Here is a 25496-nt window from a genome sequence, read left to right as displayed (position 1 = left end):
GGCGCCGTCAGCGCAGCAGCCAGGTGTCCTTGCCGAGCAGGTCGGCCCCGCCCACCCGGGTCAGCCCCAGCGGCAGCGTGGTCGTGGTGCTCCCGGCGACGGAGAACAGCCGCAGCCCCACCGGCCGGGGCCGCAGGGATGCACCGGCCAGCGCCGGAGCGGTGGACGGCGCCAGCGGCTCCCGGGCGACGAACCGGTGCGGGGCGGCGGCGATCTCGTCCCGCAGCGCGGCCAGCCCGGCCGGCGGGCAGGACGGGCCGTGCACCACGCGCCGGCCGCCGTACCCGGCGACGGACTCCACCTCGAGCTCGTGCAACCGGTCGGCGACCTCCGCCCACGCGGCCGGGTCGGCGAGCACCCAGGTCCGCGCGGAGCCCAGCAGCGGTTCCTCGCCGAGGTAGAAGCGGATCATGGCCGGAACCCAGGCGTAGCCGGCCGCGTCGTCGGCCACCGCGTTGCCGGGCACGTTGGCCAGGCCGAGCCGCCGGGCCCGCACCGCCTCGGTCAGCGCGAGGTCCAGCGGCACGCCCGCGCCGGTCGGGTAGGCGCCGAGCAGCGCGTCGTCGAAGCGCCGGTAGAGGACGTCGACCGGCACGCGTCCGCCGTCGACGACCGCCTCCACCCCCCCGTCGCTGCGCGGCCACAGGTCGCCGGCGCGCACCAGCGGGGCGTCCAGCGCCTCGGCGAGGACCCGGTGCTCGAACCAGGCGGCGTCGCTCTCGCCCTGGGTGAGCACGGCGGTGCGGGGCCCGGGGACGCCGGGGGGTGCCGCGTCGGCCAGCGCGGCGGCCAGCAGCGGGACGGCGTCGGCGGGGTCGCGGAGGCGGTCGCCGGCGCCGGCCACGAGCTGCGGCAGCACCGCCCGGGCGCACTCCCGGTCGGCCAGCGCGTACCCGATGCCCGAGGGCGCGCGCAGGTGGTCGCGGACCACCGCCCAGCGACCACCCTCCGTCCGGACGAGGTCGGCCGCGGCGACGGTCGCGCGCGGCTGCCCGGGCCAGGCGCGGGAGACCGCCTCGGGGTCGCGCCCGGGGCCGTGGGCCACCGCCCACTCGGGCACGGCGCCGGCCCGCACGATCTCGGCCGCCCGGTCGGGGTCGCTCCGCCGGCGGCCGGCCGGCCGGTAGGCGTCGGCGAGGAAGGCGTTCAGCGCCCGGTGCCGCTGGGCCACGCCGGCCGACAGCGCCCGCCAGGTCGCGGCGTCGAGCAGCCGCGGCACCGGGTCCAGCGGCACCGGCCGCAGCTGCTGCCGCCCGTCCACCCAGGTGCCGACGACGACGCCCCGCTCCTGCCGCAGCCGCGCCAGCTCCTCCTCCGCGACCGCCAGCCCGGCCGCGCCCAGCCGCTCCAGGGCGGCGACCGGCCCGGCCCACCCGTCGCGCAGCCGGCCGTCGGCACCGACGGCCTCGTCGGTCCGGTCGGTGGGGTAGCCGGCGAAGAGTTCCCCGCTCACAACCACCGATCGAACCAGGCCGCGAGCCGCTCGCCCAGCTCCACCAGGTGCTCGCGTCCCACGATCGCGTGGCCCTCGCCGGGGAACAGCAGCAGGTCGGCGGGGGCGCCGCGCGCCTGCAGCGCCTGGTGCGCCTGCACCGACTCGGCGACCGGCACGTTGGTGTCGCGGTCCCCGTGGGCCAGCAGCACCGGCGCGGTGAGCCGGTCCAGCGCCGTCATCGGCGAGAGCCCGGCCAGCAGCTCGCGGTCGGCGACCGGGTCGCCGTACTCGGTCACCGAGGCCGCCGCCATCCACGGCTCGGTGCCGGCGAAGAAGGTCCGCAGGTCGCTCATCCCGGCCAGCGTGGTGCCCGCGGCGAACAGCTCGGGCCAGCGGGTGAGCGCGACCAGGGTCAGGTAGCCGCCGTAGGACCACCCGTGCGCGCCGACCCGGCCGGGGGCGGCGATGCCAGCGGTCACCAGCTCGTCGACCGTCGTCCGGACGTCGGCGAACGAGGACTCCCGCGCCGGCCCGTCGTCGGCGGTCAGGAAGGCGCGGCCGAACCCGCCCGACCCCCGCACGTTCGGGGCGAAGACGGTGAGCCCGGCGGCCACCATGCTCTGCGTGATCGGCGACCAGTTCGGCCGGGCCTGCCCCTCGGGCCCGCCGTGGAAGCTGACCACCGTGCGGTTGGGGCCGAGGCTGCCCTCGGGGACGTACAGCCAGCCGGAGAGCCGGAGGCCGTCGGGGGTGAGGTACTCGTGGCGCACCGGCTCGACCAGGCCGGGCACCTGCGGACGCGGGAGCGAGCAGGGCAGCGGCCGGGCGGGGGCGCCGTCCAGCGGCACCCGCCACAGGCCCCGAGGCGAGCGGGGGCCGGAGAGCTCGGCGACGAGCGCGTCGCCGCCGGGCGCCGGCGCCCAGCCCGAGAGGACGGGCTCCGGGAGCGCGATCCGCCGCACCACGGAGCCGTCGGTGCGGGCGTGCAGCCACAGCTCGCTGACCCCGTCGGCGTTCCACACCGCGAGCACCGTGCCGTCGGCGCGCACCACGTAGCCGTCGAGGTCGGCGTCGGGGCGCTGCAGCACGACCCGGCCGCGGCCCGGCACGCCGTCCCCGTCGAGCGGGACGGCGACCAGGCCGGCGCGGTCGGCCCCCGGCGGGCCGGGCAGCGCGGCGCGCACGTGCACGGTGGTCCCGCCGTCGGCGAACCGGCCGTCCTCGGAGGCGATCCCGCCGGGGGCGTCCAGCGGCAGCACCCTCCGCTGGATGCCGGTGGCGACGTCGATGACGACGACGTGCCGGTAGGCGCGCGGGCCGCGCCGGGCCAGGACGGTGCGCCGGTCGGCGGAGACCGCGGTGACGGCGAGGAAACCGCCGGAGGCCAGGGTCCGCCGCTCCCCGGTGACCACGTCGACCACCACCACGTCGGCGTCCGGGCCGGAGCCGGGGGCGATCGAGCACGCGTAGTGCCGCGACCCCACCCAGCACCCGGCGAAGACCGCCGCGCGCGGGTCCGCGCCGGCCACCAGCGCCCGCCCCGAGCCGTCGGGGTGGACGACGTGCAGCTCCGCGCAGATGGAGCCGCCGGGGCTGACCAGGTAGGCCAGCCGCTCTCCGTCGGGCGACCAGGAGACCGAGATGACCTCCTGGTCGGCGCCCGACACCTGGACCGGCGGGGTGCTGCCGTCCAGCGCGGCCACCTCCAGCCGGGGCAGGCCGGAGCGGTCGGTGACGTAGGCGACGCGGCGCCCGTCGGGGGACGGCGCGGGGCACCAGGCGGCGGTGGCGCCGGCGATCCCGGCGACGGCGCGGCGCACCGCGGCCGGCAGCGCCTCCGGCGGGGCGAGCGCCGGCAGCGCGGGGCCGCCGGCGGGCGCGGCCGTCCACTGCTGGGTCTCGGGACCGGCCATCGCTCCTCCTCGGCTCGGTGCGGTGCCTCCGGCGAGCCCCACGGTGGCGGGGGCGCGTTCCGGGCACGTGTCAGCGCTGTCATCGGCGTGCGCCGGGCCCGGCCGCACCCTCTCCCGGGCGACGCGGCGGCCCGCGCCACGCCGGGGCGCCTGCGTGCCGCGCGCGACCGGTGCGGATAACCTCGGCCACCGGGGTCTCGTCCGGGCCCGCCGCGCCGGCTGCAGGAGGTCGCCCATGCGCACGCTGCGCCTCGTGGCACTCTCCGACGACGGGAAGAGCCTCGTCCTCGTCGCCGACAGCCCCGACCACCCCGAGGGCGAGCGCTTCGAGCTGCCGATCGACGAGCGCGTGCGCGCGGCCGCCCGCGGCGACGCCCGCCGCCTCACCCAGATCGACGTCGACCTCGGCACCGAGCTGCCGCCGCGGGTGATCCAGTCCCGCATCCGCGCCGGCGAGACGCCCGAGCAGGTCGCCGCCGCGACCGGTGCCCGGGTCGAGCGCATCATGCGCTTCGCCCACCCGGTGCTGCAGGAGCGCGAGCGGGTGGCCACGCAGGCCCGCGAGGCGCGCGTCCGGCTCACCGAGGGCGCGCCGGGTGCGGCGCTCCAGCAGTTCATGGTCGAGCGGCTGCGGCTCATCGACACCGACATCGACGCCGTCCGGTGGGACGCCTACCGCGACGAGGACGGCGCCTGGGTGGTCACCGGCGAGTGGCGCGCGGGGGCGAAGTCCGGCACCGCCCGGTGGACCTTCGACCTCCCCTCCCGCACCGTCTCCCCGCACGACGCCGCGACGACCGACTTCGCCGAGGGCACCCGCCTGGTGCGCGTCGTCCCCGAGGTGCCGGCCGGCCAGCCCGCGCCGGCGCCGCGCAACCGCCCCGTGCAGGTGGTGCGCAGCCCGGAGCCGCCGCCGGCCGAGGACGCGCACGTGCGCGACGTGCACGCCCCCGACGGCACCCCCGCGGACGAGGAGTCGATGGCCGCGCTGCTGGACGAGGTCGCCGAGCACGACACCGTGGTGCTGAGCCGGGGCAGCGCCGGCGGCGACGACGACGAGGACCCGCGCGCCCGCATCCCGGCGTGGGAGGACATCGTCTTCGGGGTCCGCCGCAACCGCTGAGCGGCCCCGCGTGGAACACCCCGCCCGGCTGGGTAGTTGACCCGGCATGAGTGCTTCGGTGTCGATGCCGCTCGGCGGCGTGCAGGTCGGGTCCTACGACAGCTACGAGCAGGCCCAGGCCGCCGTCGACCACCTCTCCGACGAGAAGTTCCCGGTCGAGAACGTGACCATCATCGGGACCGACCTCCGCATGGTCGAGACGGTGACCGGCCGCATGACGATGGGCCGCGCCATCGCCGCCGGCGCCGCGGCCGGTGCCTGGTGGGGTCTGTTCGTCGGTCTCCTGCTGGGCATCTTCGCCCCCGACGGCTCCGGCTGGATCGGCTCGGTGCTGACCGGCCTGCTGATCGGTCTGGCCTTCGGCGCCGCATTCGGCGGGATGGGCTACGCGGCCACCCGCGGGAAGCGCGACTTCACCAGCACCAACAAGATCGTCGCCAGCCGGTACGACGTCATGTGCCACCCGGCGCACGCCGAGCAGGCCCGCGCGCTGCTGGCCCGCTTCTCGCTGCGCGGCTGACGCCCGGCCGTTAGCGCAGCGTCGCGAACGCCACGGCCGCCGCGGCGGCGACGCCGAGGGAGTCCACCCCGCTCCGCATCGGGATCCGCGCCCGCACCCGCGCGGCGGCCTGCGCCTCCGGGGTGAGCCCGGGCCCCTCGGCCCCCAGCAGCACCGCGGTGCGCGGGTGCGCCCGGGCGTCGACGTCACCGAGGTCCACCGCGTCGGCGGCGGGGGTGAGCGCGACGGTGAGGTAGCCGGCGTCGTGCAGCCGCTCCAGCCCGGCCGGCCAGTCGGGCAGCACGGCGAACGGCAGGGCCAGCACGTGCCCCATCGAGACCCGCACCGACCGGCGGTACAGCGGGTCGGCGCAGCGCGGGTCCAGCAGCAGGCCGTCCACGCCCAGGGCCACCGCCGAGCGGGCGATCGAGCCGAGGTTCTCGGCGTCGTTGAGCGCCTCGAGGACGGCCAGCCGCCGGGGCGCCGCGGGGTCGGGCCCGGCGAGCAGGGCGTCCAGGTCGGCGGGCGGACGGCGGTCGGCCGAGGCGACGACGCCACGGGTCAGCCGGAACCCGATGACCTCCGACAGCACCCACTTGTCCGCCTCGTAGGCCGGGACGTCGTCGGGCAGCCCCAGCGCGGCCACCCGCCCGGGCACCCCGAGCACCGCCCGCACCCGGTACGGGGAGGCCAGCAGCCGCTGCACCGCGGGCACGCCCTCGACGATCACCGCCCCCGTGCCCCGCGGGGTGCCCGCTGGGCGGTCCCCCGCCTTCAGGTCGCGGAAGTCGGCCACCCGCTCGTCGGCCGGGTCGGTGATGGTCTCGGGCACCCCGGTGATTCTGCCGGGCGGGCGGCGGCGGGTCCCGGCCCCCAGGATCGAGCCGTGGCTCCCGACAGCTCCCCCGTGACCGTGATCGGCGCCGGCATCGCCGGCCTGGCCTGCGCCGGCGTCCTCCGGGACGCCGGCCGCGCCGTCGAGGTGCTCGACCGGGGGCGCGCCCCGGGCGGGCGGCTGGCCTCGCGCACGGTGCGCGGCCGCCCGGTCGACCTCGGCGCCTCCTACCTCACCGCGGGCGAGGGCTCCCCCTTCGCCGCCGTGGTCGCGGGCTGGGTGGATCGCGGGCTGGCCCGCCCCTGGACGGACACCTTCGCGGTCGCCGGACCGGACGGCCTGCGGGACCGGAAGTCCGGGCCGCTGCGGTACGGGACGCCGGGCGGGTCCCGCAGCCTGGCCGCCGATCTCGCCGCCGGCCTGCCCGTCCGGCCCGGCACGACCGTGCGGGAGGTGACGACCGGCCCGGCCGTCGACGGGCGGGCGGTGGCGGCCGCCGTCCTCGCCATGCCGGGGCCCCAGGCCGCGCGGCTGCTGGACCCGTCGAGCCCGGCGGGGCGCCTGGCCGCCGCGGAGAGCTGGCAGCCGGCCCTGGCGGTGGTGCTCGGCTGGGACGCCCGCCGCTGGCCGGCCGACCTGCACGGCGCCTTCGTGCACGACGACCCGGCCGTGGAGTGGATCGCGGACGACGGCGACCGCCGCGGGGACGGCGCACCGGTGCTGGTCGCGCACACCACCGCCGCGCTGGCCGCCGCGCACCTCGAGGACCCCGCCGCCGCCGTGCCGGCCGTGGTCGCCGCCGTGCGGTCGGCCCTGGGCATCGACGCGGAGCCCGCCTGGACGGAGGTCCACCGCTGGACGTTCGCCCGGCCGGCCGCCCCGCGGGAGGAGCCGTTCGGCCTGGCCGGCGGGATCGGGCTCTGCGGCGACGGCTGGCACGCCCCGGCGAAGGTGGAGAGCGCCTGGTCCTCGGGCACGGCGCTGGGCCGCGCGCTCACCCGTTGACGCCGCGCGCAGAACTCACCTACCGTTGAATTCATCATCTGTTGAATCGCGGGAGGCCCGGCATGGACGCCGCCGTCACCGTCACCGATCTCGTCGTCGACCGCGGCCACCGCCGGGTGCTCGACGGCCTGTCCACCACTGTGCCGCCGGGGCAGGTGACCGGCCTGCTCGGCCCGAGCGGAAGCGGGAAGACCACGCTGATGCGGGCCGTCGTCGGCGTGCAGGTGGTCCGTTCCGGCACGGTCACCGTGCTCGGGGAGCCGGCCGGCTCCCCCGCCCTGCGCAGCCGGGTCGGGTACGTGACGCAGGCGCCCAGCGTCTACGCCGACCTCACCGTGCGCGAGAACGCCCGCTACTTCGCCGCCCTGCACGGCCGCGGCGCGAAGGAGGCCGACGCCGCCGTCGCCGCCGTCGGCCTGGCCGCTGCCGCCGGGCAGCTGGTCGAGGACCTCTCCGGCGGGCAGCGCGGCCGCGCCTCGCTGGCCTGCGCGCTGGTCGGTGAGCCCGAGGTGCTGGTGCTCGACGAGCCCACCGTGGGGCTGGACCCGGTGCTCCGGGTGGAGCTCTGGGAGAGGTTCCACGCCCTGGCCGCCGCCGGCGCCACCCTGCTGGTCTCCAGCCACGTCATGGACGAGGCGGCGCGCTGCGACCGGCTGCTCCTGCTGCGCGACGGCGCCCTGCTGGCCGACGCCACCCCGGCGGAGGTCCGCGCCGAGGCGGGCACCGACGACCTGGAGGACGCCTTCCTCCGGCTCATCCGCGCCCGCGAGGAGGTGGCGGCATGACCACCGCGGCCCCTGCCCGGCTCAGCCCCCGGCTCACCGCCGCCACGACCGGCCGGGTGCTGCGCCAGCTGCGGCACGACCACCGGACGATCGCCATGATGCTGGTGCTGCCCAGCCTGCTGCTGGGCCTGCTGGCTCTGCTGTGGGCCGACGTGCCCGCGCCGCCCGGGCAGCCGAGCACCTTCGACCGGGTCGGGCTGACGATGCTCGGCATCTTCCCGTTCGTCGTGATGTTCCTGGTCACCAGCATCGCGATGCTCCGCGAGCGCACCTCCGGCACGCTCGAGCGGCTGCTCACCACGCCGCAGTCGCGGCTGGACCTGCTGCTGGGCTACGGGACGGCGTTCGGGCTCGCGGCCGCCGCGCAGGCGGTGATCACGGTGACCGTCGCCGTCACGCTGTACGACCTCGACATCGCCGGGCCGCTGCCGCTGGTGGTGCTCATCGCCGTCGCCGACGCCGTCCTCGGCGTGGCTCTGGGGCTGCTGGCCAGCGCCTTCGCCCGCAGCGAGTTCCAGGCGGTGCAGTTCATGCCGGTGGTCGTGCTGCCCCAGTTCTTCCTGTGCGGGCTGCTGGTGCCGCGCGAGCAGATGGCGGGGTGGCTGCAGGCGGTCAGCGACGTCCTGCCGCTGACCTACGCCGTCGACGCCCTGCAGGAGCTCGGCAGCTCCCCCGCGGCGACCGGCAGGATGTGGGCCGACGTCGGCGTCGTCACCGGCGCCGCGCTGCTCGCCCTCGCGCTGGCGGCGGCCACCCTGCGGAGGAGGACCAGCTGACCCCCCGTTCCCGTCGTCCTCCCGGCCGGCGCCCCGGCCGGCCCGACACCCGCGAGGCGGTGCTGGCCGCGGCCCGCGCCGCCTTCGCCGAACGGGGCTTCGACGGCGCCTCGATCCGCGCCATCGCGACCGCTGCCGGCGTCGACCCGGCGCTGGTGCACCACTACTTCGGCAGCAAGGACCAGCTGTTCCTCGCCGCGATCGAGGCGCCGGCGAACCCGGCCGAGTTCCTCCCCGAGGTGCTCGCCGGCGGCCGCGACGAGCTCGGCGCCAACGTCGTCCGCATGCTGCTGCGGGTGTGGGACGGCCCGGCCCGGCCCGCGGGTCTCGCCCTCGTCCGCTCCGCGGTGAGCAACGAGTGGACGGCGAAGCTGCTGCGCGAGTTCCTGGTCTCGCAGGTGCTGCGCCGGGTCGTGGCCACGCTGGACGCGACCCCGGAGGAGCGCACAGCGCGCGGGGCGCTCGTCGCGAGCCAGCTGATCGGGGTGGTGATGGCCCGCTACGTGCTGCGGGTGGAGCCGCTGGCCACGGCCACCCCGGAGGAACTGGTGGCGGCGGTCGGCCCCACCGTCCAGCGGTACCTCACCGGCGAGGTGGAGCTGCCGCAGGGCTGACTACCGCGGGGCGCGCGCCAGCTGCCGGCTCTGCGCGACCAGCCGGCCGGTGGAGTCCCAGATCCGGTACTCCTCGTCCAGCCAGCCGCCGGCGACCTCGTTGGCCCGGGCCTCGGCCAGGCACCACCCCGGCGCCGGCAGCGCCCGGACGAGCACCTGCAGCTGCACCGTGGGCGCCCAGCCCATGAGCCCCATCGACCAGCTCGTCGGCGGCAGCACGTCGGCGAACAGCAGCAGCGCCAGCGGGTCGGGCTCGCGGCCGTCGGCGAGCCGCAGCCAGGCCCGCATCACCGGCTCCCCCGACGGGTTGCCCAGCGCCCACCCGGCGGTGGCGGGGTCCAGCCGCGTCTCCACGCGGTGGCGCAGCCCGACCGCCGGGACGGGGTGCCCGCCCATCTCCGCGCCCGGTGCGGCGTCCATGCACTCGTCCACCGGCGGGACGTCGGGCATCGGCACCGAGCGCAGCGGGGCGTCGTCGCCGAGCGCCGCCGTCGTCACCTGCACGCTGAGCGTGGGCCCCGCCGGGCCGCTGAGGACGACGCCGGTGTGCGCCAGGGTGCGGCCGGCCGGGCCGGGCGTGACCGCCAGCGAGGCCGGCCCGGGCGGGGTCGCGCGCAGGTAGCTGGCCGAGACGGCCACCGGGTGCGGGTGGGGGCTGCCCGCGAGCGCGGCCCGCGCCGTGACGGCGAGCAGGTAGCCGCCGTTGAGGATGCCGCTGCCGACGTCCCAGCCCGGGTGCAGGTCGGCGACGAAGCCGCCGCCCTCGGACCGCCGCACGGTGGTGGCGGCGTCGAACTCGGAGAGGTCCTGGGCATCGTTCTGCGGCACGTCGGACAGGGTGCCAGGGTGGTCGGCATGGACTACACCCACCTCGGCCGCAGCGGCCTGCAGGTGTCCCGGCTGTGCCTGGGCACCATGAACTTCGGCTGGAAGACCGAGGAGGCGGACTCGCACGCGATCATGGACCGCGCGCTGGCCGAGGGGGTCAACTTCTTCGACACCGCCAACGTCTACGGGTTCGACGCCGGCAAGGGCCGCACCGAGGAGGTGCTGGGCAGCTGGTTCGGCCAGGGCGGCGGCCGGCGGGAGAAGACCGTGCTGGCCACCAAGGTCTACGGCGGCATGTCGGACTGGCCGAACGACACGTTCCTCTCCGCCCGCAACATCGTGCGCGCCTGCGAGGCCTCGCTGCGCCGGATGGGCACCGACTGGATCGACCTCTACCAGTTCCACCACGTCGACCTGGCGACGCCGTGGGAGGAGATCTGGCAGGCCTGCGAGACGCTCGTCGCCCAGGGCAAGGTGCTCTACGTCGGGTCGTCCAACCACGCCGCGTGGCAGCTGGTCGCGGCCAACGCCGCGGCCGACCGCCGGCACTTCCTCGGCCTGGTCAGCGAGCAGTCGCACTACAACCTGCTGACCCGGCACGTGGAGCTGGAGGTGCTGCCCGCGGCAAAGCACCTCGGCATCGGCGTCATCCCGTGGAGCCCGCTGGCCGGGGGCCTGCTCGCCGGCGCGCTGGAGAAGGCCGAGGGTGCCCGGCGCAGCGAGGAGCGCAACCAGAAGCGGATCGAGCAGCACCGCCCGGCGCTGGAGCGGTACGAGGCGCTGTGCCGGGAGCTGGGCCACGCACCGGCCGACGTCGGCGTCGCCTGGCTGCTGCACCAGCCGGCCGTGACCGCGCCGATCGTGGGCCCGCGCACGATGGAGCAGCTCGAGGGCGGGCTGCGGGCGCTGGAGGTCACCCTGGACGAGGCCGCGCTGGCCCGCCTCGACGAGATCTTCCCCGGTTACCGCCCCGCCCCCGTGGAGTACGCCTGGTGAAGGACCCCGTCGCCCCCCACGCCTCGCACGCTCGGCGCGGGCCCCTGCGACGGGGCCGTTCCATCACCTCACGAGGGGCCAGGCGGCGATGACCGTGTACGCGGGGGCCGGGCCGAGGCGGCTCTCCCACAGCCGGATCTCCTGCACCGGCCACTCCGGCCCCCGGTAGCCGGCCAGCCGGTCGGGGACGGCGCCGTCGGCGGGCCGGCCGGGACGCCACCGCCCCAGCGTCAGGTGCGGCCGGAACGGCCGGTCCTCCACGGGCAGCCCCAGGGTGCGGGCGACCTCGGCCAGCCGCCCGGCCAGCGCGACCAGCGGGGCGACGTCGCCCTCCAGCCCCGCCCACGCCACCTGCGGCCTGCGCAGCGAGCCGAACCGCCCTCCCCCGGCCAGCCGCAGCGCCATCGGCGGGGTCGCGGCCACCGCCGGCGCGGCCGCGGCGACCAGCCCGGGCACCACCGGCTCGGGCACGGCGCCGAGGAACAGCAGGGTGAGGTGCCAGCGCTCGGGCCGGCCCCAGCGCGGGGCACCCGGGAGGTCGCGCAGCGGGCCCAGGGCGAGGTCGAGATCGCGGCGGGCCGGGTCGGGCGGATCGACGGCGAAGAACAGCCGGCGGGTGCCCTCGGCGTTCAGAGGGGCACCTGCAGCCCGGCGGCGCGCAGCTCCGCGGCCACCCGCAACCGCTCCACCTCGCGGGCCCGGCCCTCCGGCACCTCCTCGAGCCCCGAGGCCACCCCGAGCATCCCGGCCGCCTCGATGAGGACGTCGTCGTAGGCCGCCAGCAGCGCTCGGCGGCGGACCATGGACATGCCCGCGGGCACCATCGCCACCTGGCGGCCGAGTCGCCGCAGGTCCGCGGCGACGACCTGCAGCGACCGCCCGGGCGGCGCGGAGTGCCGGGCCGCGTGCCGGCGCGCCGACCACGCCTCGATCATCCGGATCAGCGGACCCAGGCCGGCGACCAGGCCGGCGAACGCGGCGAGCAGTGCGACGAGCTGGAGGAGCGCGACCACGATGGCCCCCTCGGCGCGGGCGGTTCGGTGCAGCGAACGGTACGCGCGGATCGCTCAGCGCGACTGCTGGCCGGGGACCTCCTGGCTGAGCTGCTCCTCCACCGTGCGCACCTGCGGGGAGGGGACGGCGGGGCGGATGCGCAGCCGCACCGGCGAGCGCTGCACCGTCAGCCGCAGCGACCCGCGGTGGGCCAGCCAGACGGCGGCGACGACGCCGGCGAGCACGCAGACGCCGCCCCCGAGGACGAGCCCCCACGGGGCGCCGAAGCGCTCGGCGACCCAGCCGATCAGCGGCGCACCGACCGGCGTGCCGCCCATGAAGCACATGAAGTAGAGCGCCATGACCCGGCCGCGGTACTGCGGGTCGACGCCGAGCTGGACGAAGCTGTTGTTGGCCACGCTGAACACCAGCGCCGCCGCCCCCGTGGGCACCAGCAGCGCGGCGAAGGCCAGGTAGGTGGGCATCAGCCCGGCGACGACGGTGCAGGCACCGAAGATCACCGCCGAGCCGACGAGGAACCGCTGCCGCGGCCGGACGCTTCGCCGCGTGGAGAGCAGCGCGCCGCTCAGCGACCCGACCGCGAAGAAGGTGGACAGCAGCCCGAACGCCTCCGCGCCCAGGCCGAAGGTCTCGCGGGCCATCAGCGCGATGGTCACCTGGTAGTTGAAGCCGAAGGTGCCCAGGACGAACGCCAGCCCCATCGCCAGCAGCAGGTCGGGGTGGGCCCTGGTGTAGGCCAGCCCCTCGCGCAGCTGCCCCCGGCCGCGGGCGACCGGGGGGCTCGGGGTGAGCTCGTCGGCGCGCATCCCGGCGATGGCGGCGATGGTGAAGGCGAAGCTCGCCGCGTTGAGGAAGAACGCCGGTGCGGTGTTCCCCGACGCGGCCCCGATGAGCAGCCCGGCCAGCGCCGGGCCGATCAGCCGGGCCCCGTTGAAGATCGTCGAGTTGAGGCTGACCGCGTTGGTGATCAGCGCGGGGCCGACCATCTCCGGCACGAACGACTGGCGCACCGGGACGTCGACGGCCGCGACCGAGCCGAGCAGCCCGGCGAGCACGAACACGTGCCACAGCGCCACCGCCCCGGTGGCGACCAGGATGCCCAGCACGAGCGCGAGCAGCCCCATGAGCGCCTGGGCGATGACCAGCAGCCGGCGCTTGGGGTAGCGGTCGGCGAGGACGCCGCCGTAGGCGCTCAGCAGCAGCGAGGGGCCGAACTGGAGCGCCGTGATCAGCCCGAGCGCCACGCCGCTGCCGTCGGAGAGCTGCAGCACCAGCCAGTCCTGGCCGATGCGCTGCATCCAGGTGCCGGTCAGGCTGAGCAGGTTGGCCGAGGCGTAGCGGCGGAAGTTGCGCACCCGGAGGGCCCGGAACATGCCGCTCCCCTGCTCGGGCGGCGTCCGCGGGTCAGTGCTCGTGCAGGTCACCCACCGGCGAGCTTGTCCATGATCTCGGCCGCCTCGCGCAGCACCGCCCGCTCCTCGGCGGTGAGCTCCTGCAGCCGGGAGGCCAGCCACGCCTCGCGGGCCTGCGCCTCCGCCGACAGCATCTCCTCGGCGGCCGGGGTCAGCTCGATGATCACCTGCCGGCCGTCGGTGGGGTGCGGGGTGCGGGTGACCAGCCCCGCGTTCTCCAGGGCGACGACGACGCGGGTCATCGACGGCGGCTGCACCCGCTCGTGGGCGGCCAGCTCCCCGGGGCTCATCGGGCCATGCCGCTTGAGCGTCGACAGCGCCGCGAGGTGGGTGAGCGTCACCGACGTGTCCACCCGCTGGTTGCGCAGCCGCCGGGAGAAGCGCATGACCGCCAGCCGCAGCTCGTGGGCGAGCGCGGCGGTGTCCAGCGTCGTCCGGCTCACGGTCGTTAGCCTAACTCAGCGCCTGCTCAGAACAGCTGCTGCAGCGGCTCGAGGGCGAAGTAGACGAGGAACATCAGGGCCACCACCCACATGAGCGGGTGGATCTCCCGGCGCTTCCCGACGGCCACCCGCAGGAGCACGAAGCTGACGACGCCGGCCCCGATGCCGTTGGTGATCGAGTAGGTGAACGGCATCAGCGCGATCGTCAGGAACGCGGGGATGACCAGGGACATGTCGTCCCAGGTCAGGTTCTTGATCTGGCTGATCATCAGCGCGCCGACGATCACCAGCGCGGGGGCCGCGGCCTCGGCGGGCACGACCGCCACCAGCGGCGTGAAGAAGACCGCGCCGAGGAACAGCACGCCGGTGACGACGCTGGCCAGCCCGGTGCGGGCGCCGTCGGCGACCCCGGCCGTGCTCTCGATGTAGGTGGTGTTCGACGAGACGCTGCCCGCGCCACCCGCGGCGGCGGCCAGCGAGTCGACGAGCAGGACCGGCTGCGACTTCGGGAGGTTGCGGTTCTCGTCGAGCAGGTCGCCCTCGGCGCCGACGGCGGTCACCGTGCCGACGGTGTCGAAGAAGTCGGCGATCATGATCGAGAAGACGATCAGCAGGGCGGCGACGACGCCGATGCGCTCGAACCCGCCGAACAGCGAGAAGTTGCCCAGCAGCGAGAAGTCGGGGGTGCCGACGACGTCGTCCGGCAGCGCCGGTACCTGCAGCCACCACCCGCGGGGGTTCTCGCCGTCCTCGCCGAAGCGCGGGCCGACGCCGGCGATCGCCTCGACGACGATCGCGAGCACCGTCGTCGTCACGATGCCGATGAGCAGCGCGCCCTTGACCCGGCGGACCACCAGCAGGCTCATGAGCAACAGGCCGACGACGAAGACGAGCATCGGCCAGCCGGCGAGCTGACCGCCCACGCCGAAGCTGATCAGCGGGTTGCCGGGGCGGATGATGCCGGCGTCGGCGAGCCCGATGATCGCCAGGAAGAAGCCGATGCCGACGGCGATCGCGGTCTTGAGCTGCGCCGGGATGGCCTCGAAGACGGCCTTGCGGAAGCCGGTGAGCACCAGCACGGTGATCAGCAGGCCCTCGAGCACGACCAGGCCCATGATCTCGGGCCAGGTGAGCTGCGTGGCCGCGAAGACGGCGACGATCGCGTTGATGCCCAGGCCGGTGGCGAGCGCGAACGGGTAGCGCCCGACGACGCCCATCAGCACCGTGAGCGCGCCGGCGAGCAGCGCGGTGACGGCGGCGATCGAGCCGAAGGGCAGGACGGTGCCCTCGACGTCGGCGCCCGGCGTGCCGTCGGGGCCGGCGATGCTGGTCAGGATGATCGGGTTGAGCACCACGATGTAGGCCATCGTGAAGAAGGTGGTGATGCCACCCCGCACCTCGCGGCTGACCGTCGAGCGGCGGGCGCTGATCTCGAAGTACCGGTCCAGCCCGTTCTTCGGGCGGACCCGCGGCCCCTCGCTGCGGCGCGGCGTGGTCGGCGGCCGGCCCGCGGAGACGTCCGCGGGGGTGCTGCCGTCGGCGGCCGAGGCGGCGGCGCCACCGGAGGGACGGGACTTCTGCGACATGCGGGTTCTCCGGGCGGTGCGGGCGGCCATCGAGCGGCGCCAGCGTGCCACACGCGCGGGGCGGCGCCGTCGACCCGTGGCCGGGACAGGATCTAAGGTGCCGTCGTGCCCCGTCCCGCGAAGCAGGCCCCGCCGCCGTTGCAGGTCGACACCGCGCGCGTGGTGATCGCCGGCATCGGGGTGTGGGCGGTGGCCCTGGTGGTGCTGCTGCTGCTCGGCGACCGGGTGGACCGGATGTGGACCTGGACCTGCCTGGCCGCCATCGGGCTGGCGGTGCTGGGCCTCGGCGTCATGAAGCTGCAGGGGCAGCTGGGCCCCCGCGACCGCGGCTGAGCGCGGTCAGTCGGCCAGGACGTCGTACTCCGAGGTGTCGTAGCGCGCCGAGGTGACCACCTCGGTGTCCTGGACGACGAGGAGCGTCGCCTGGCTGTGCGCACCACAGCCGTAGTCGGCGGCGACGACCCGGCCGTCCCCGGGCGCGTAGGCGTTGCCGCAGGCGCCGACCATGCCGCGGAGCGAGCCGGCCAGCGGGAGCCAGAAGCCGCAGGTCGCGCAGGGACCCGGGGCCTGGCGGGCCATCGACGAGGTGGGGCCGTACTCCCCCGCCGACCAGCGGGCCACGGCCTCGGCCCGGCCCTCCCGGGACATGACCCGCTCCCGGCCCAGGCCGATCTCGCGGGCGACGACGCGCCCCTCGGGGTCGTCGGCGGAGTCGTCGTCGACCGTGTAGGCCGGCGCCAGGCGGGGGTCGTCCTCGGTGGCCGGGAGGACGTCGCCCACCGAGAGGTCGCCCGGGCGCAGCCGCTCGTGCCACGGCACCCACGCCGGGGCGAGCAGCGCCTGCTCGCCGGGGAGCAGGACGACCTCGTCCACGGTGATCCGCTCGTCACCGGGCACCCGGGCGATCGTGACCGCCCAGTGCCAGCCCACGTACCCGGGCAGCTGGCTGGCGAAGGTGTGGGTGAGCACCTCGCCGAGCTCCGCGGGGCCCACCGCCTCCGCCGTGGCGCCCAGGTGCTCGCCCACCAGGTCGGCGGCGCCGGCCGTCTCGACGGCGGCCGCCCGGGCCGGCTCGACCGCGGCGGTCAGCGGCTCGGCCGGGGACGGGGCGGTCCGGGCGGGTGAGAAGGAGTCGGGCACGCCCCCCATTGTGGCGGACGGCCGGCCCGGCGTCTCCGACCGCACCACCGCGCCGGTGCGGCACCATGGGCGGCGTGCGCCCCTCCGACCGCCCCGCCGGTGCTCGCCGCTGGCCGCGGACGGGCGGGCACGAGCCGGCGCCGGCGGTGGAGACGACGCCGCTGGGCGTCCCCCGGCCGCAGACCCGGCCGCTGCCGGCGCCCGGCACCGCGCCGCAGCCGGGAGCCGGGTCCCCGCCGCCGCCGAAGGTCACCGTCACCCGGGTCGCCGCCGCCCGCAGCCGCGAGCTGACCGTCGCGGCCGCGCGCCGGGTGCGCAGCGCCAGCCGGGCCGACGGCGCCGGGGAGAGCGGGCTGACCCAGCTGCTGTGGGTCAACGCCCTGCACATGGCCGGCGACGCGATGATCGCCGTCTCCCTCGCCGGGACGCTGTTCTTCGCCGCCACCACCGACGCGCAGCGCGGCAACGTCGCCCTGTACCTGCTGGTGACCATGGCCCCGTTCGCGCTGCTGGCCCCGGTCATCGGCCCGGCGCTGGACCGGCTGCAGCGCGGCCGCCGGTGGGCGCTGGCGGCCTCGCTCGGCGGGCGGGCGGCGCTGGCCCTCGTCATGGCCCGGCACTTCGACGACCTGTGGCTCTACCCGGCGGCGCTGGGCGTGCTGGTCCTGTCCAAGGCGCACAACGTGCTGCGGGCAGCGGTGGTCCCCCGGGTGCTGCCCGGGCCGATGTCGCTGACCTCGGCGAACGCCCGGCTGTCGGTGTTCGGCCTGGCCACGGCCGGCGTCGCCGGGGCGCTGGGCGCGGGGGCGGCAGCGGTGCTCGGTTTCGACTGGGAGCTGTGGGCGACGGCGGCTGTCTTCGTGGCCGGGGCGGTGCTCGCCGTCCGGCTCCCCCGGCACGTCGACGTCCCCACCGGCGAGGAGCCGGCCGACGTGCTGACCACCGCCGAGATCCCGCTGCCCGGCCGCCGCAGGCGGGTCTCCCCGCACGTGGTGCTGGCGCTGCGGGCCAACGCGGCGCTGCGCGGCCTGGGCGGTTTCCTCACGATCTTCGCCGCCTTCCTGGTGCAGGCGACGTTCGCCGACGGCTGGTCGGCGACCCTCGCCCTGGGCGCGCTGGCCGTCGCGGCGGGGCTGGGCAGCTTCACGGGGACGGCGGTCGGGTCGCGGATGCACTCCGCGGCCCCCGACCGCCTGGTGCTGCACGCCGCGTCCGCCGCCGCGGTGGTGACGGTGCTGGCCGCGGTGTTCTACGGCTTCGGCATGGCGGTGCTGGTCGCCGGTGTCTCGGCCGTCGCCAACGCCCTGGGCAAGGTGTCGCTCGACGCGATCATCCAGCGTGAGGTGCCCGAGAGCCTGCGCGCCTCGGCGTTCGCCCGCTCCGAGACGGTGCTGCAGCTGGCCTGGGTCGCCGGCGGCGCGCTGGGCATCGTGCTCCCGCCGACCGGCTGGATCGGGTTCACCGTCGCCGCGGCGCTGCTCGTGCTGGCGGTGGCGCTGATCCTGTGGAGCCTCTACCGCAGCCGTCCCGCGCCGGGGACGGCGGGGGCCCCGGACGCGCCGACGACGCCGGTGGGACCGTCATGGTCGTGAGAACGCCCCGCGCCGCGCTGCTGCTCGCCCTCTGCACCGCCGGCACGCTGACCGCCTGCGCCGGCGAGCCCGCCACCCCGCAGGACGTCCGGGTGCAGGCCGGCAGCCAGGACGTCACCGCCGCACCGACCCAGTACTGCCTGGACGGCGAGGGGCAGCGCTACAGCACCCGCCCCCCGGTCGTCGAGGTCTCCCCGGACACCGCGATCGCGCTGACCGTGCCCGAGGCGATCGCCGAGCGCGGGTGGCAGGTGCAGGTGTTCGACGAGTCGCTGGAGGAGCTGATCGGCGAGGTCGACGTCCCCGCGGGCACCGAGACCTACGAGGAGATCAACTCCTCCGACGTCGTCCCACCGGCCTTCTACCTCGTGGTCGTGGAGGACGCCGGCGGCGACTGCGGCGAGTTCACCGCGGCCTGGCCGGTCGGGTTCCTGCGCGCCGGCGGCGACCTGGGCGGCTGAGCCCGCTCACCCCTCCAGGTCGGTGGCGACGGCGCGCAGCACGGCGGCCACCTTCCGGGCGTGGCCCCGGTCGGGGTAGCGGCCGTGCCGCAGCCCCTCGGAGACGTCGTCGAGCAGCTTGATCAGGTCCTCGACGATCGGGACGAGCTCGTCGGGCTTCTTCCGCGAGGCCGCGGCGACGGTCGCCGCCACCGACGGCAGCGGGTCGAGGAGCCGCACCTGCAGCGCCTGGTCGCCGCGGCGGCCGGCGACGATGCCGAACTCCACCCGCTGGCCGGGCTTGAGGTCGGTGCCGGCCGGGAGCGCGTCCTTGTGCACGAAGACGTCGGGACCGTCCTCGCGGGACAGGAAGCCGAAGCCCTTCTCCGCGTTGAACCACTTCACTCTGCCGGTGGGCACGGTGGATCCCCAGTTCCTCGCTGTGGCGCGGCGCGCTGGCCGGACGGTCGACGCGGCGGGACGCCGCTGCTGCACAGGTTAGCCGCCGCAGCGCCGCGCCGACCTGCCGATTCCCGGCGGGTCCCTACGCTGGGCCGGTGCCCGACCACCCCGACTACCGCTTCACCCTCGCCAACGAGCGCACCCTGCTCGCCTGGCTGCGGACCGGCCTGGCGCTGGTCGCCGGCGGGGTGGCCGTCGCCACCTACGCCCCCGACCTCGGGGTGCGCTGGGGCAGCGCCGCGGTCGCGCTGGCGCTGGTCCTCATCGGGCTGGGCATCGCGCTGGCCGGCTACCGCCGGTGGCGGGCCAACGAGACGGCGATCGAGGCCGGGCGCGCGCTGCCGGCCAGCCGCCTCGTCCCGGCCGCGGTCGCGGCCGTGGCCGCGGTGGTGGTCGTCGTCGGCGTCCTCGTGGGCGTGGAGGTGCTGCGCGGGTGAGCGCTCCCATGGAGACCCAGCCCGAGCGCACGGCGCTCGCCTGGCAGCGCACCGGCCTGGGGCTGCTGGCCGTGGCCGGGCTGGTCGGGCACCGCGCCGTGCACACGGAGGCGCCCCTGATGCTCGTCGTCGCGGGGCTCGCCGCGCTGCTCGGCCTGGCCGTGCTCGGCGGGCTCGCGCCGGCCCGCTACAGCCGGGTGCAGCGCCGGGTCGCCGCCGACGAGGCCGTGGCCAGCCGGGCCGCCGCGCGGGCGGCCACCGCGACCGTCGTCCTCACCGCGCTCGCCGCGGCGGTCGCCGTCCTCATCCCCGGCTGAGGACGTCCTCGGGGGCGGCTCGTGCGCCCGAAGGTGACGTCGAGCCGGTCCACCGACCGATGAGCCGCACCACGGCGCGGCTCGACGGTCGGCGGAGGGGCTCGACCCGCGTGGACCGCGCTCGCCGCGGCGGTCGCCGAACTCATCCCCGGCTGACGCCCGGCACGATGCCGAGCCGGTCCAGCAGGTGCAGGAAGACGACGGCGAAGTCGTTCTCCGCCACCTCCTCGGCCACCCGCTCCCAGCCGACCTGCTCGCGCAGCGCCCGGGCCACCGGCAGCAGCCGCGCGAAGTCGCAGTAGTGCTCGTCCAGCGCCATGAGCTTGGAGACGACGATGTCGGTCGGCGCCATCACCGGCATCTGCACCGACAGGACCGGCAGCACCTCGGCCCGGTCGACGAGGTCGGTCTCCACGGGCCGCCCGCAGGTGCGCCAGATGACGTCGACGAAGACGTCGTCCCGCTCCACCTTGAGCAGCCAGTCCTCCGCGGGGTCCACGACCTGCAGCCCGGCGTCGGCCAGCGCCTTGGCCGCCCGTTCCGCCTCGCCCGCCGGCACCAGGAAGTCGGCGTCGTGGTCGGGCTCGGGGGCGCCGCGCACCCACGCGGCGTAGCCGCCGCAGAGCGCGAACGGCACGTCGGCCTGCTTCAGCGCGACGGCGGTGCGCTTGAGCAGGTCGCGCACCTGCTCGCGGGGGGACGTCTGCACCCAGCGCCTGCTACCCGCCCGCGCCGTCGGCACACGGGAGGGGTAGACCCCCCGTGCTGCGGGGCACAGGGACCGGGTGCGCATCGCGACCTTCAACATCCTGCACGGACGCTCGCTCGACGACGGCCGGGTGGACGTCGACCGGCTGGCCGCGGCGGTGAAGAGCCTGGACGCCGACGTGCTCGGCCTGCAGGAGGTCGACCGCGACCAGCCGCGCTCGCTGGGTGCCGACCTCACCGCCGTCGCCGCCGAGGCGATGGGGGCGGTCGACTCGCAGTTCGTCTCCGCGCTCTCCGGGACCCCCGGCGGCACCTGGATGGCGGCCACCGGCGACGAGCAGCCCGGCTCGGCCAGCTACGGCGTCTCGCTGCTCTCCCGCCACCCGGTGGTCTCCTGGCGGGTGGTGCGGATGGCGCCGCTGGCGGTGAGCGTGCCGCTGTGGTCGCCGCAGTCCCGGCGCCCGTTCCTGGCGCGTGACGAGCCGCGGGTCGCCGTCGCCGCCGTCGTCGACGGTCCGCACGGGCGGTTCACCGTGTGCAACACCCACCTGTCGTTCATCCCCCGGTGGAACGGCCACCAGCTGCGCACCCTGGTGCGGTCCCTCGAGGGCACCGCGGAGCCGCTGGTGCTCATGGGCGACCTGAACATGCAGCCGCGGGCCGCCGCCCGGCACAGCGGCCTCACGCCGATCGCGGAGGCGCCCACCTTCCCGGCGCCGCGGCCGACGCGGCAGCTGGACCACGTCCTGGTGCGCGGCGGCCTGCGGGCGGACGGCCCGGCCGAGGCGGTGCGGTTGCCCCTGTCCGACCACCGGGCGCTCGTCGTCCGGGTGGCGGCCACCTGAGCGGGGGGTCGCGGTGGCACACCGTGCAGTGGATCATGACCGCATGCCCGCAACCGGTCGCGTCCTGACGCTGGTCGCCTCGATCGTGCGCACGGTGTTCGCCGTGATCGCCGCGGTGATCGTCGTCCACGCCGTCTTCGTGCTGTTCGGGGCCAACCCGGGCAACGTCCTCGTGCAGTTCGCCGCCGACTGGCGCGAGACCTTCGGCTGGTTCACCCGCGACCTGTTCACCCCGGCGGACCCGGAGGTCGCCGAGGCGGTCAACGCCGCGCTCGCCGCGCTGATCTGGGTGGTCGCGGGCTCGCTGCTGTCCAAGCTGGTCGTCAGGCTGGCGCCCGGCCGCACCGCCGGCGTCTAGGCGTTCCGCACCGCGGCGGCGGACTCCAACCCGAGCTCGGCGACGGCGACCTGGCGCATCTCCACCTTGCGCACCTTGCCGGTGACCGTCATCGGGAACTCGTCGACGACCTTCACGTACCGCGGCACCTTGAAGTGCGCGAGCCGCCCGGCGCAGAACTCCCGCAGCGCCTCCGCCGTGAGCGGCTCGGCGCCCTCGCGCAGCCGCACCCAGGCCATGAGCTCCTCGCCGTAGCGCTCGTCGGGGACCCCGATGACCTGGGCGTCGACGACGTCGGGGTGGGTGTAGAGGAACTCCTCGATCTCCCGCGGGTACACGTTCTCCCCGCCCCGGATGACCATGTCCTTGATCCGGCCGACGATGTTCAGGTAGCCGGCCTCGTCCATGACCGCGAGGTCGCCGGTGTGCATCCACCGGGCGCGGTCGATCACCTCGGCGGTCTTCTCCGGCTCCTCCCAGTAGCCGAGCATCACCGAGTAGCCGCGGGTGCAGAACTCCCCCGGCGTGCCGCGCGGCACGGTGAGCCCGGTGGCCGGGTCCACGACCTTCACCTCCAGGTGCGGGTGCACCCGGCCGACGGTGGAGGTGCGCCGGTCGAGGTCGTCGTCGGCGCCGGTCTGGGTGGAGACCGGGGAGGTCTCGGTCATGCCGTAGCAGATGGTCACCTCGGTCATGCCCATCTCGGCGACCACCCGCTTCATCACCTCCACCGGGCACGGGGAGCCGGCCATGATGCCGGTGCGGAGGGAGGAGAGGTCGTAGCTCGCGAAGTCGGGCAGCGCGAGCTCGGCGATGAACATCGTCGGGACGCCGTACAGGGAGGTGCACCGCTCGTCCTGGACGGCGCGCAGCGTCAGCGCGGGGTCGAAGCCGGGCGCGGGGATGACCATCGTCGCGCCGTGGCTGGTGGCCGCCAGGTTGCCCATGCCCATGCCGAAGCAGTGGTAGTAGGGCACCGGGATGCAGATGCGGTCGGCCTCGGTGTAGCCGCAGCCCTCGCCCACGAAGAACCCGTTGTTGAGCAGGTTGTGGTGGGTGAGCGTGGCGCCCTTGGGGAAGCCCGTCGTCCCCGAGGTGTACTGGATGTTGATCGGGTCGTCGGCCGAGAGCTCGGCGGCCCGCTCGGCCAGCCGGCCCCGGTCGCCGGCGCGGCCGTCGCCCATCAGCCGCTCCCACTCCGGGGAGCCCAGGAAGACGACCTCGCGCAGCGCCGGGCAGTCCCCGCGGACCTCGGCGACCATCGCGCGGTAGTCGCTGGTCCTGAACTCCGGCGCGCTCACCAGCACGGAGATGCCGGCCTGCCGGAGGACGTAGGCCAGCTCGTGGGTGCGGTAGGCCGGGTTGATGTTGACCAGGATCGCGCCCAGCTTCGCCGTCGCGTACTGGACGAAGACCCACTCCGCGCAGTTGGGCGCCCAGATGCCGACCCGGTCGCCCTTGCCGACGCCGAGGGCGTCCAGGCCGAGGGCGCAGGCGTCGACGTCGTCGACCAGCTGCGGGTAGGTCCAGCGGCGACCCGAGGCGCACTCGACGAGCGCCTCGTGGTCGCCCACCCGCGCTGCCGTCCGATCCAGGTTCGCCCCGATCGTGTCGCCCAGCAGGGGGACCGGCGAGGTCCCGCTGCTGTAGGACGGCAGCGCGGGCGCGGTCACCGCCGCCGGCCCTCTGCGGTCTGGACGCCGGCCCGGTTGGGCTTGTCCGTCGGGTGGGCGTAGCGGAGCCGGTCGGCCGGCAGCGGGAAGCCGTGGTCCTCGCCGAAGGGCGACAGGCCACCGGCGACCGAGGCGGAGAGCTCGGTGATCGGCGGGCCGCCGCCGTCGGACTCGCCCCAGGTGGGTTCCACCAGGTGGGCGTGCTTCTCGTTGCGCTTCGCCATGACGCCTCCGTGTTGCCGTGCGGGTGCACCGCGCGGTGCACTTTTGCAGACATCTTCCCCTGACCGCCCCGCCGGCCGCGCGCCACCGCCCCCCGTGGTGGCGGTGGTGTCGCGGTCAGCGTCCGCGGGTGGCGGCCCGGGCCCCGTACAGGGTGCCCGCTCCCTCCGCGGTGAACACCCACTGCCCGGGTGCGACCGGTGCGGCGATCACGGCGGCGCCGTCGAGGGCCTGCACGGCGCGGGTGCGCCAGATCGCGGTGCTCAGCAGCCGCAGGTGCACGACGTCGTCCCCACCGTCGGGCTCGAAGGCGAGCACCGCGGCCCCGGCGACGTAGAGCCGCCCGGGGCGCCAGGTAGTGGTGGCCAGCGCCCGGCGCCAGCGGTTGGTGCGCAGCAGCGCCCCGGCGCCGACGACGACGGCGGCCAGCCCGCCCAGCACGAGCACGAGGACGACGAGCCCCGCACCGGGCACCCGCCGGCCCTCCTCGCCGGCCATCGACACGGTGGCGACGCCGAGCAGGACCCCGAGGACGACGGCGATGGCGCCGCCGCCCAGCCAGCGCAGCGCCCCCACCTGGAGGGCGGCCAGGGCGGTCCGGGTAGCGGGGTCGTCACTCGCCGGGTGCATGCGCACATGCTGGCAGGAGCGTCGGCCGGGGCGGCGACGTAGCGTGGACCGGATGTCCACGGAAGCCCCTGCGACGCTCGCCGCCTGGTTGCGCACCCGCAGCGACGAGCAGCTGCGCGCGTTGCTGGTGGCCCGGCCCGACGCCGCCCGCCCCGCCCCCTCCGACGTCGTCGCGCTGGCCAGCCGGCTGGCCGTCCCGGTGTCGGTCGACCGCGCCCTCGACGAGCTCGACGCCGCCACGCTGCAGGTGCTCGACGTCGTCCTGCTGGCCCCGACCGACGGGCTGCCGCCGGATGCGCTGGTGGCCGCGCTGCCGGAGGTGCCCGACGAGGTGGTCGAGGCCGCGGTCGAGGCGCTGACCACGCGGGCGCTGCTGTGGGGCGACGACGTGCTGCACGCCCCCGACCCGGTGCGCCGCGCCGTCCGGCACCCCGCGGGGCTCGGCCGCCGGGCGGTCGACCTGCGGCTGCAGCTGCCCGCGGACCTCCCCGCCGCCGTGGCCGGGCTGGACCCCGAGGAGCGCGCCGTCCTGGAGCGGCTGGCCGGCGACCGCCCGGTCGGCCACCTCCCCGAGGCGCCCGACGGGGGCGCCACGCCGGCGCGGCGGCTGCTGCAGCGGGGCCTGCTGGCCCGCATCGACGCGCTGAACGTGGAGCTGCCCCGCGAGCTGGGGCTGCTGCTGCGCGGCGACCGCCCCTACGGCCCGCCGCGGCGGCGCCCGGAGCCCGCCGTCGTGACCCGCGACCCGCAGGTGGTGGACCGGCAGGCCGCCGGTGCGGCGCTGGAGCAGGTCGGCCGGGTCGGCGAGCTGCTGACGCTGCTGGAGGAGGAGCCGGCCGGTCTGCTGCGCAGCGGCGGGGTGGGGGTCCGCGACCAGAAGCGGCTGGCGAAGGCCCTCAAGGTGGCCGAGCCGGACGCCGCCTGGCTGCTGGAGCTCGCGCACGCCGCCGGGCTGCTCGACGTCGGCGGCCCGCACCGCGACGAGTGGCTGCCCACCCGCGCCTACGACGTGTGGCGGGAGCAGGACCTCGCCGACCGCTGGGCGGTCCTGGCGGCCGGGTGGCTGGGGGCGGTCCGGCTGCCCTCCCTGGTGGGCGTGCGCGACGTGGCCGGCAAGGCCGCCAACCCGCTCTCCCCCGACCTGGTGCGGCACACCGCACCGGCGATCCGCCGGTCGGCGCTGGCGGTGCTCACCGAGCAGCCGCCCGGGTCCGGGCTGGCGGTCGACGAGCTGACCGCGCTGCTGCGCTGGCGCACCCCGCGCCGCGCCGACCGGCTGGCGCCGGTGCCCGACGTGCTGGCCGAGGCGGCGCGGCTGGGGGTGGTCGTGGGCGGGGTGCTCTCCGCCGGTGGCCGCGGCCTGCTCACCGCCGGGGAGGACGGCGCCGCCGACGGCGTGCGCGGGCTGCTGCCCGAGCCGGTCGACCAC

28 protein-coding genes and 2 pseudogenes are annotated in these 25496 nt (G+C 76.5%); 15 read left to right on the top strand and 15 right to left on the bottom strand.

Annotated elements, in window-relative coordinates:
- Window positions 1-7 precede the first annotated feature (7 nt).
- Window positions 8-1453 carry a circularly permuted type 2 ATP-grasp protein gene (locus tag E9529_RS07745; protein WP_236830565.1) on the bottom strand — a complete coding sequence of 482 codons (1446 nt, stop codon included), beginning with the start codon at window positions 1451-1453 and terminating at the stop codon, window positions 8-10.
- Complete coding sequence (locus E9529_RS07740; RefSeq protein ID WP_236830564.1) at window positions 1450-3348, bottom strand: prolyl oligopeptidase family serine peptidase; 1899 nt, start codon at window positions 3346-3348, stop codon at window positions 1450-1452. Before E9529_RS07740 ends, E9529_RS07745 begins: the two co-directional genes overlap by 4 nt.
- Window positions 3349-3583: 235 nt before the next feature.
- Here E9529_RS07740 and sepH point away from each other — a divergent pair, with 235 nt between their 5' ends.
- Together sepH and E9529_RS07730 are read left to right on the top strand one after the other, a co-directional pair.
- Window positions 3584-4471: a septation protein SepH gene (sepH, locus tag E9529_RS07735; protein WP_236830563.1), complete on the top strand. Its 888-nt coding sequence runs from the start codon at window positions 3584-3586 to the stop codon at window positions 4469-4471.
- A 46-nt stretch (window positions 4472-4517) separates the two neighbouring features.
- Entirely contained in the window at window positions 4518-4991 is a 474-nt protein-coding gene (locus E9529_RS07730; protein WP_236830562.1) for a general stress protein, read from the top strand.
- 10 nt (window positions 4992-5001) lie between these two features.
- On the opposite strand, the gene E9529_RS07725 is transcribed toward E9529_RS07730, so the two are convergent.
- Window positions 5002-5802 carry an RNA methyltransferase gene (locus E9529_RS07725; RefSeq protein WP_236830561.1) on the bottom strand — a complete coding sequence of 267 codons (801 nt, stop codon included), beginning with the start codon at window positions 5800-5802 and terminating at the stop codon, window positions 5002-5004.
- A gap of 54 nt (window positions 5803-5856) precedes the next feature.
- Between E9529_RS07725 and E9529_RS07720 the strand changes: the two genes are divergently transcribed.
- The 4 genes from E9529_RS07720 (at window position 5857) to E9529_RS07705 (ending at window position 8985) form a co-directional block, all read left to right on the top strand.
- On the top strand, window positions 5857-6810 hold the full coding sequence (locus E9529_RS07720; protein ID WP_236830560.1) for an NAD(P)/FAD-dependent oxidoreductase: 954 nt from the start codon (window positions 5857-5859) through the stop codon (window positions 6808-6810).
- A 62-nt stretch (window positions 6811-6872) separates the two neighbouring features.
- The gene (locus tag E9529_RS07715) at window positions 6873-7595 is read left to right on the top strand and encodes an ABC transporter ATP-binding protein (protein ID WP_236830559.1); all 723 of its coding nucleotides are present in this window, start codon (window positions 6873-6875) and stop codon (window positions 7593-7595) included.
- A complete protein-coding gene (locus E9529_RS07710) occupies window positions 7592-8371 on the top strand; it encodes an ABC transporter permease (RefSeq protein ID WP_236830558.1) in 780 nt (259 codons plus the stop codon). The genes E9529_RS07715 and E9529_RS07710 overlap by 4 nt, the downstream gene beginning before the upstream one ends.
- Before the next feature lie 59 nt (window positions 8372-8430).
- Complete coding sequence (locus tag E9529_RS07705; RefSeq protein ID WP_236830557.1) at window positions 8431-8985, top strand: TetR family transcriptional regulator; 555 nt, start codon at window positions 8431-8433, stop codon at window positions 8983-8985.
- Here E9529_RS07705 and E9529_RS07700 read toward each other — a convergent pair whose 3' ends face one another.
- Entirely contained in the window at window positions 8986-9813 is an 828-nt protein-coding gene (locus E9529_RS07700; protein ID WP_236830556.1) for a thioesterase family protein, read from the bottom strand.
- Window positions 9814-9840: 27 nt separating this feature from the next.
- Between E9529_RS07700 and E9529_RS07695 the strand changes: the two genes are divergently transcribed.
- A complete protein-coding gene (locus E9529_RS07695; protein ID WP_236830555.1) occupies window positions 9841-10809 on the top strand; it encodes an aldo/keto reductase in 969 nt (322 codons plus the stop codon).
- 63 nt (window positions 10810-10872) lie between these two features.
- Here the strand turns inward: E9529_RS07695 and thpR are convergent, their stop codons facing one another.
- The 5 genes from thpR to E9529_RS07670 are packed head-to-tail and all read right to left on the bottom strand — an operon-like array spanning window position 10873 to window position 15264.
- Window positions 10873-11418 (bottom strand): RNA 2',3'-cyclic phosphodiesterase, encoded by a 546-nt coding sequence (thpR, locus tag E9529_RS07690; protein ID WP_304505595.1) that lies wholly within the window; start codon window positions 11416-11418, stop codon window positions 10873-10875.
- Between the two features lie 20 nt (window positions 11419-11438).
- Window positions 11439-11822, bottom strand: coding sequence for a hypothetical protein (locus E9529_RS07685; protein ID WP_236830597.1), 384 nt, complete (start codon window positions 11820-11822; stop codon window positions 11439-11441).
- A 54-nt stretch (window positions 11823-11876) separates the two neighbouring features.
- Window positions 11877-13196, bottom strand: coding sequence for an MFS transporter (locus tag E9529_RS07680; protein WP_236830554.1), 1320 nt, complete (start codon window positions 13194-13196; stop codon window positions 11877-11879).
- Between the two features lie 47 nt (window positions 13197-13243).
- Window positions 13244-13678, bottom strand: coding sequence for a MarR family winged helix-turn-helix transcriptional regulator (locus tag E9529_RS07675; RefSeq protein WP_236830553.1), 435 nt, complete (start codon window positions 13676-13678; stop codon window positions 13244-13246).
- 26 nt (window positions 13679-13704) lie between these two features.
- Window positions 13705-15264 carry an NCS2 family permease gene (locus E9529_RS07670; RefSeq protein ID WP_236830552.1) on the bottom strand — a complete coding sequence of 520 codons (1560 nt, stop codon included), beginning with the start codon at window positions 15262-15264 and terminating at the stop codon, window positions 13705-13707.
- A 105-nt stretch (window positions 15265-15369) separates the two neighbouring features.
- On the opposite strand from E9529_RS07670, the gene E9529_RS07665 reads away from it, so the two are divergent.
- Window positions 15370-15597, top strand: a complete 228-nt coding sequence (locus E9529_RS07665; RefSeq protein WP_236830551.1) for a DUF2530 domain-containing protein — start codon at window positions 15370-15372, stop codon at window positions 15595-15597.
- Between the two features lie 6 nt (window positions 15598-15603).
- On the opposite strand, the gene E9529_RS07660 is transcribed toward E9529_RS07665, so the two are convergent.
- The gene (locus tag E9529_RS07660) at window positions 15604-16404 is read right to left on the bottom strand and encodes a DUF3027 domain-containing protein (RefSeq protein WP_236830550.1); all 801 of its coding nucleotides are present in this window, start codon (window positions 16402-16404) and stop codon (window positions 15604-15606) included.
- Window positions 16405-16469: 65 nt separating this feature from the next.
- Here E9529_RS07660 and E9529_RS07655 point away from each other — a divergent pair, with 65 nt between their 5' ends.
- Window positions 16470-17996, top strand: a complete 1527-nt coding sequence (locus E9529_RS07655; protein WP_374201324.1) for an MFS transporter — start codon at window positions 16470-16472, stop codon at window positions 17994-17996.
- Window positions 17987-18457 carry a DUF2771 family protein gene (locus E9529_RS07650; RefSeq protein ID WP_236830548.1) on the top strand — a complete coding sequence of 157 codons (471 nt, stop codon included), beginning with the start codon at window positions 17987-17989 and terminating at the stop codon, window positions 18455-18457. Before E9529_RS07655 ends, E9529_RS07650 begins: the two co-directional genes overlap by 10 nt.
- A 216-nt stretch (window positions 18458-18673) precedes the next feature.
- On the opposite strand, the pseudogene E9529_RS07645 reads toward E9529_RS07650, so the two are convergent.
- A pseudogene (locus E9529_RS07645) lies at window positions 18674-18856 on the bottom strand (cold-shock protein); the annotation flags it as partial.
- Between the two features lie 137 nt (window positions 18857-18993).
- Between E9529_RS07645 and E9529_RS07640 the strand changes: the two are divergent.
- Window positions 18994-19335 (top strand): DUF202 domain-containing protein, encoded by a 342-nt coding sequence (locus tag E9529_RS07640; protein WP_236830547.1) that lies wholly within the window; start codon window positions 18994-18996, stop codon window positions 19333-19335.
- Entirely contained in the window at window positions 19332-19652 is a 321-nt protein-coding gene (locus E9529_RS07635; protein ID WP_236830546.1) for a DUF202 domain-containing protein, read from the top strand. Before E9529_RS07640 ends, E9529_RS07635 begins: the two co-directional genes overlap by 4 nt.
- Window positions 19653-19794: 142 nt before the next feature.
- On the opposite strand, the gene E9529_RS07630 is transcribed toward E9529_RS07635, so the two are convergent.
- Window positions 19795-20361, bottom strand: a complete 567-nt coding sequence (locus E9529_RS07630) for a nucleotidyltransferase family protein (RefSeq protein WP_236830545.1) — start codon at window positions 20359-20361, stop codon at window positions 19795-19797.
- A 76-nt stretch (window positions 20362-20437) separates the two neighbouring features.
- Here E9529_RS07630 and E9529_RS07625 point away from each other — a divergent pair, with 76 nt between their 5' ends.
- Both E9529_RS07625 and E9529_RS07620 read left to right on the top strand, forming a co-directional pair.
- Entirely contained in the window at window positions 20438-21205 is a 768-nt protein-coding gene (locus E9529_RS07625; RefSeq protein WP_236830544.1) for an endonuclease/exonuclease/phosphatase family protein, read from the top strand.
- A gap of 43 nt (window positions 21206-21248) precedes the next feature.
- Complete coding sequence (locus tag E9529_RS07620; RefSeq protein ID WP_236830543.1) at window positions 21249-21563, top strand: hypothetical protein; 315 nt, start codon at window positions 21249-21251, stop codon at window positions 21561-21563.
- On the opposite strand, the gene E9529_RS07615 is transcribed toward E9529_RS07620, so the two are convergent.
- From E9529_RS07615 to E9529_RS07605, 3 genes are all read right to left on the bottom strand, one after another.
- A complete protein-coding gene (locus E9529_RS07615; protein ID WP_236830542.1) occupies window positions 21560-23215 on the bottom strand; it encodes an AMP-binding protein in 1656 nt (551 codons plus the stop codon). The genes E9529_RS07620 and E9529_RS07615 overlap by 4 nt on opposite strands.
- Window positions 23212-23439: a hypothetical protein gene (locus tag E9529_RS07610; protein WP_091929393.1), complete on the bottom strand. Its 228-nt coding sequence runs from the start codon at window positions 23437-23439 to the stop codon at window positions 23212-23214. The genes E9529_RS07615 and E9529_RS07610 overlap by 4 nt, the downstream gene beginning before the upstream one ends.
- A gap of 115 nt (window positions 23440-23554) precedes the next feature.
- Window positions 23555-24067 (bottom strand): hypothetical protein, encoded by a 513-nt coding sequence (locus E9529_RS07605; RefSeq protein WP_236830541.1) that lies wholly within the window; start codon window positions 24065-24067, stop codon window positions 23555-23557.
- A 52-nt stretch (window positions 24068-24119) separates the two neighbouring features.
- Here E9529_RS07605 and E9529_RS07600 point away from each other — a divergent pair.
- A pseudogene (locus E9529_RS07600) lies at window positions 24120-25496 on the top strand (hypothetical protein); the annotation flags it as partial.

Origin of the sequence: Blastococcus sp. KM273128, assembly GCF_021698975.1 — a bacterium.
Classification (GTDB): Bacteria; Actinomycetota; Actinomycetes; order Mycobacteriales; family Geodermatophilaceae; genus Blastococcus.
This window is presented reverse-complemented; position numbering and strand designations above follow the sequence as displayed.

Bases quoted from the DNA above. Each gene is read 5' to 3' on its own strand.
- E9529_RS07680 (WP_236830554.1), bottom strand. From the start codon at position 13,196: ATGTTCCGGGCCCTCCGGGTGCGCAACTTCCGCCGCTACGCCTCGGCC.
- E9529_RS07710 (WP_236830558.1), top strand. From the start codon at position 7,592: ATGACCACCGCGGCCCCTGCCCGGCTCAGCCCCCGGCTCACCGCCGCC.
- E9529_RS07605 (WP_236830541.1), bottom strand. From the start codon at position 24,067: ATGCACCCGGCGAGTGACGACCCCGCTACCCGGACCGCCCTGGCCGCC.
- E9529_RS07610 (WP_091929393.1), bottom strand. From the start codon at position 23,439: ATGGCGAAGCGCAACGAGAAGCACGCCCACCTGGTGGAACCCACCTGG.
- sepH (WP_236830563.1), top strand. From the start codon at position 3,584: ATGCGCACGCTGCGCCTCGTGGCACTCTCCGACGACGGGAAGAGCCTC.
- E9529_RS07650 (WP_236830548.1), top strand. From the start codon at position 17,987: ATGGTCGTGAGAACGCCCCGCGCCGCGCTGCTGCTCGCCCTCTGCACC.
- E9529_RS07670 (WP_236830552.1), bottom strand. From the start codon at position 15,264: ATGTCGCAGAAGTCCCGTCCCTCCGGTGGCGCCGCCGCCTCGGCCGCC.
- E9529_RS07695 (WP_236830555.1), top strand. From the start codon at position 9,841: ATGGACTACACCCACCTCGGCCGCAGCGGCCTGCAGGTGTCCCGGCTG.
- E9529_RS07715 (WP_236830559.1), top strand. From the start codon at position 6,873: ATGGACGCCGCCGTCACCGTCACCGATCTCGTCGTCGACCGCGGCCAC.
- E9529_RS07620 (WP_236830543.1), top strand. From the start codon at position 21,249: ATGCCCGCAACCGGTCGCGTCCTGACGCTGGTCGCCTCGATCGTGCGC.
- E9529_RS07730 (WP_236830562.1), top strand. From the start codon at position 4,518: ATGAGTGCTTCGGTGTCGATGCCGCTCGGCGGCGTGCAGGTCGGGTCC.
- E9529_RS07655 (WP_374201324.1), top strand. From the start codon at position 16,470: ATGGGCGGCGTGCGCCCCTCCGACCGCCCCGCCGGTGCTCGCCGCTGG.
- E9529_RS07740 (WP_236830564.1), bottom strand. From the start codon at position 3,348: ATGGCCGGTCCCGAGACCCAGCAGTGGACGGCCGCGCCCGCCGGCGGC.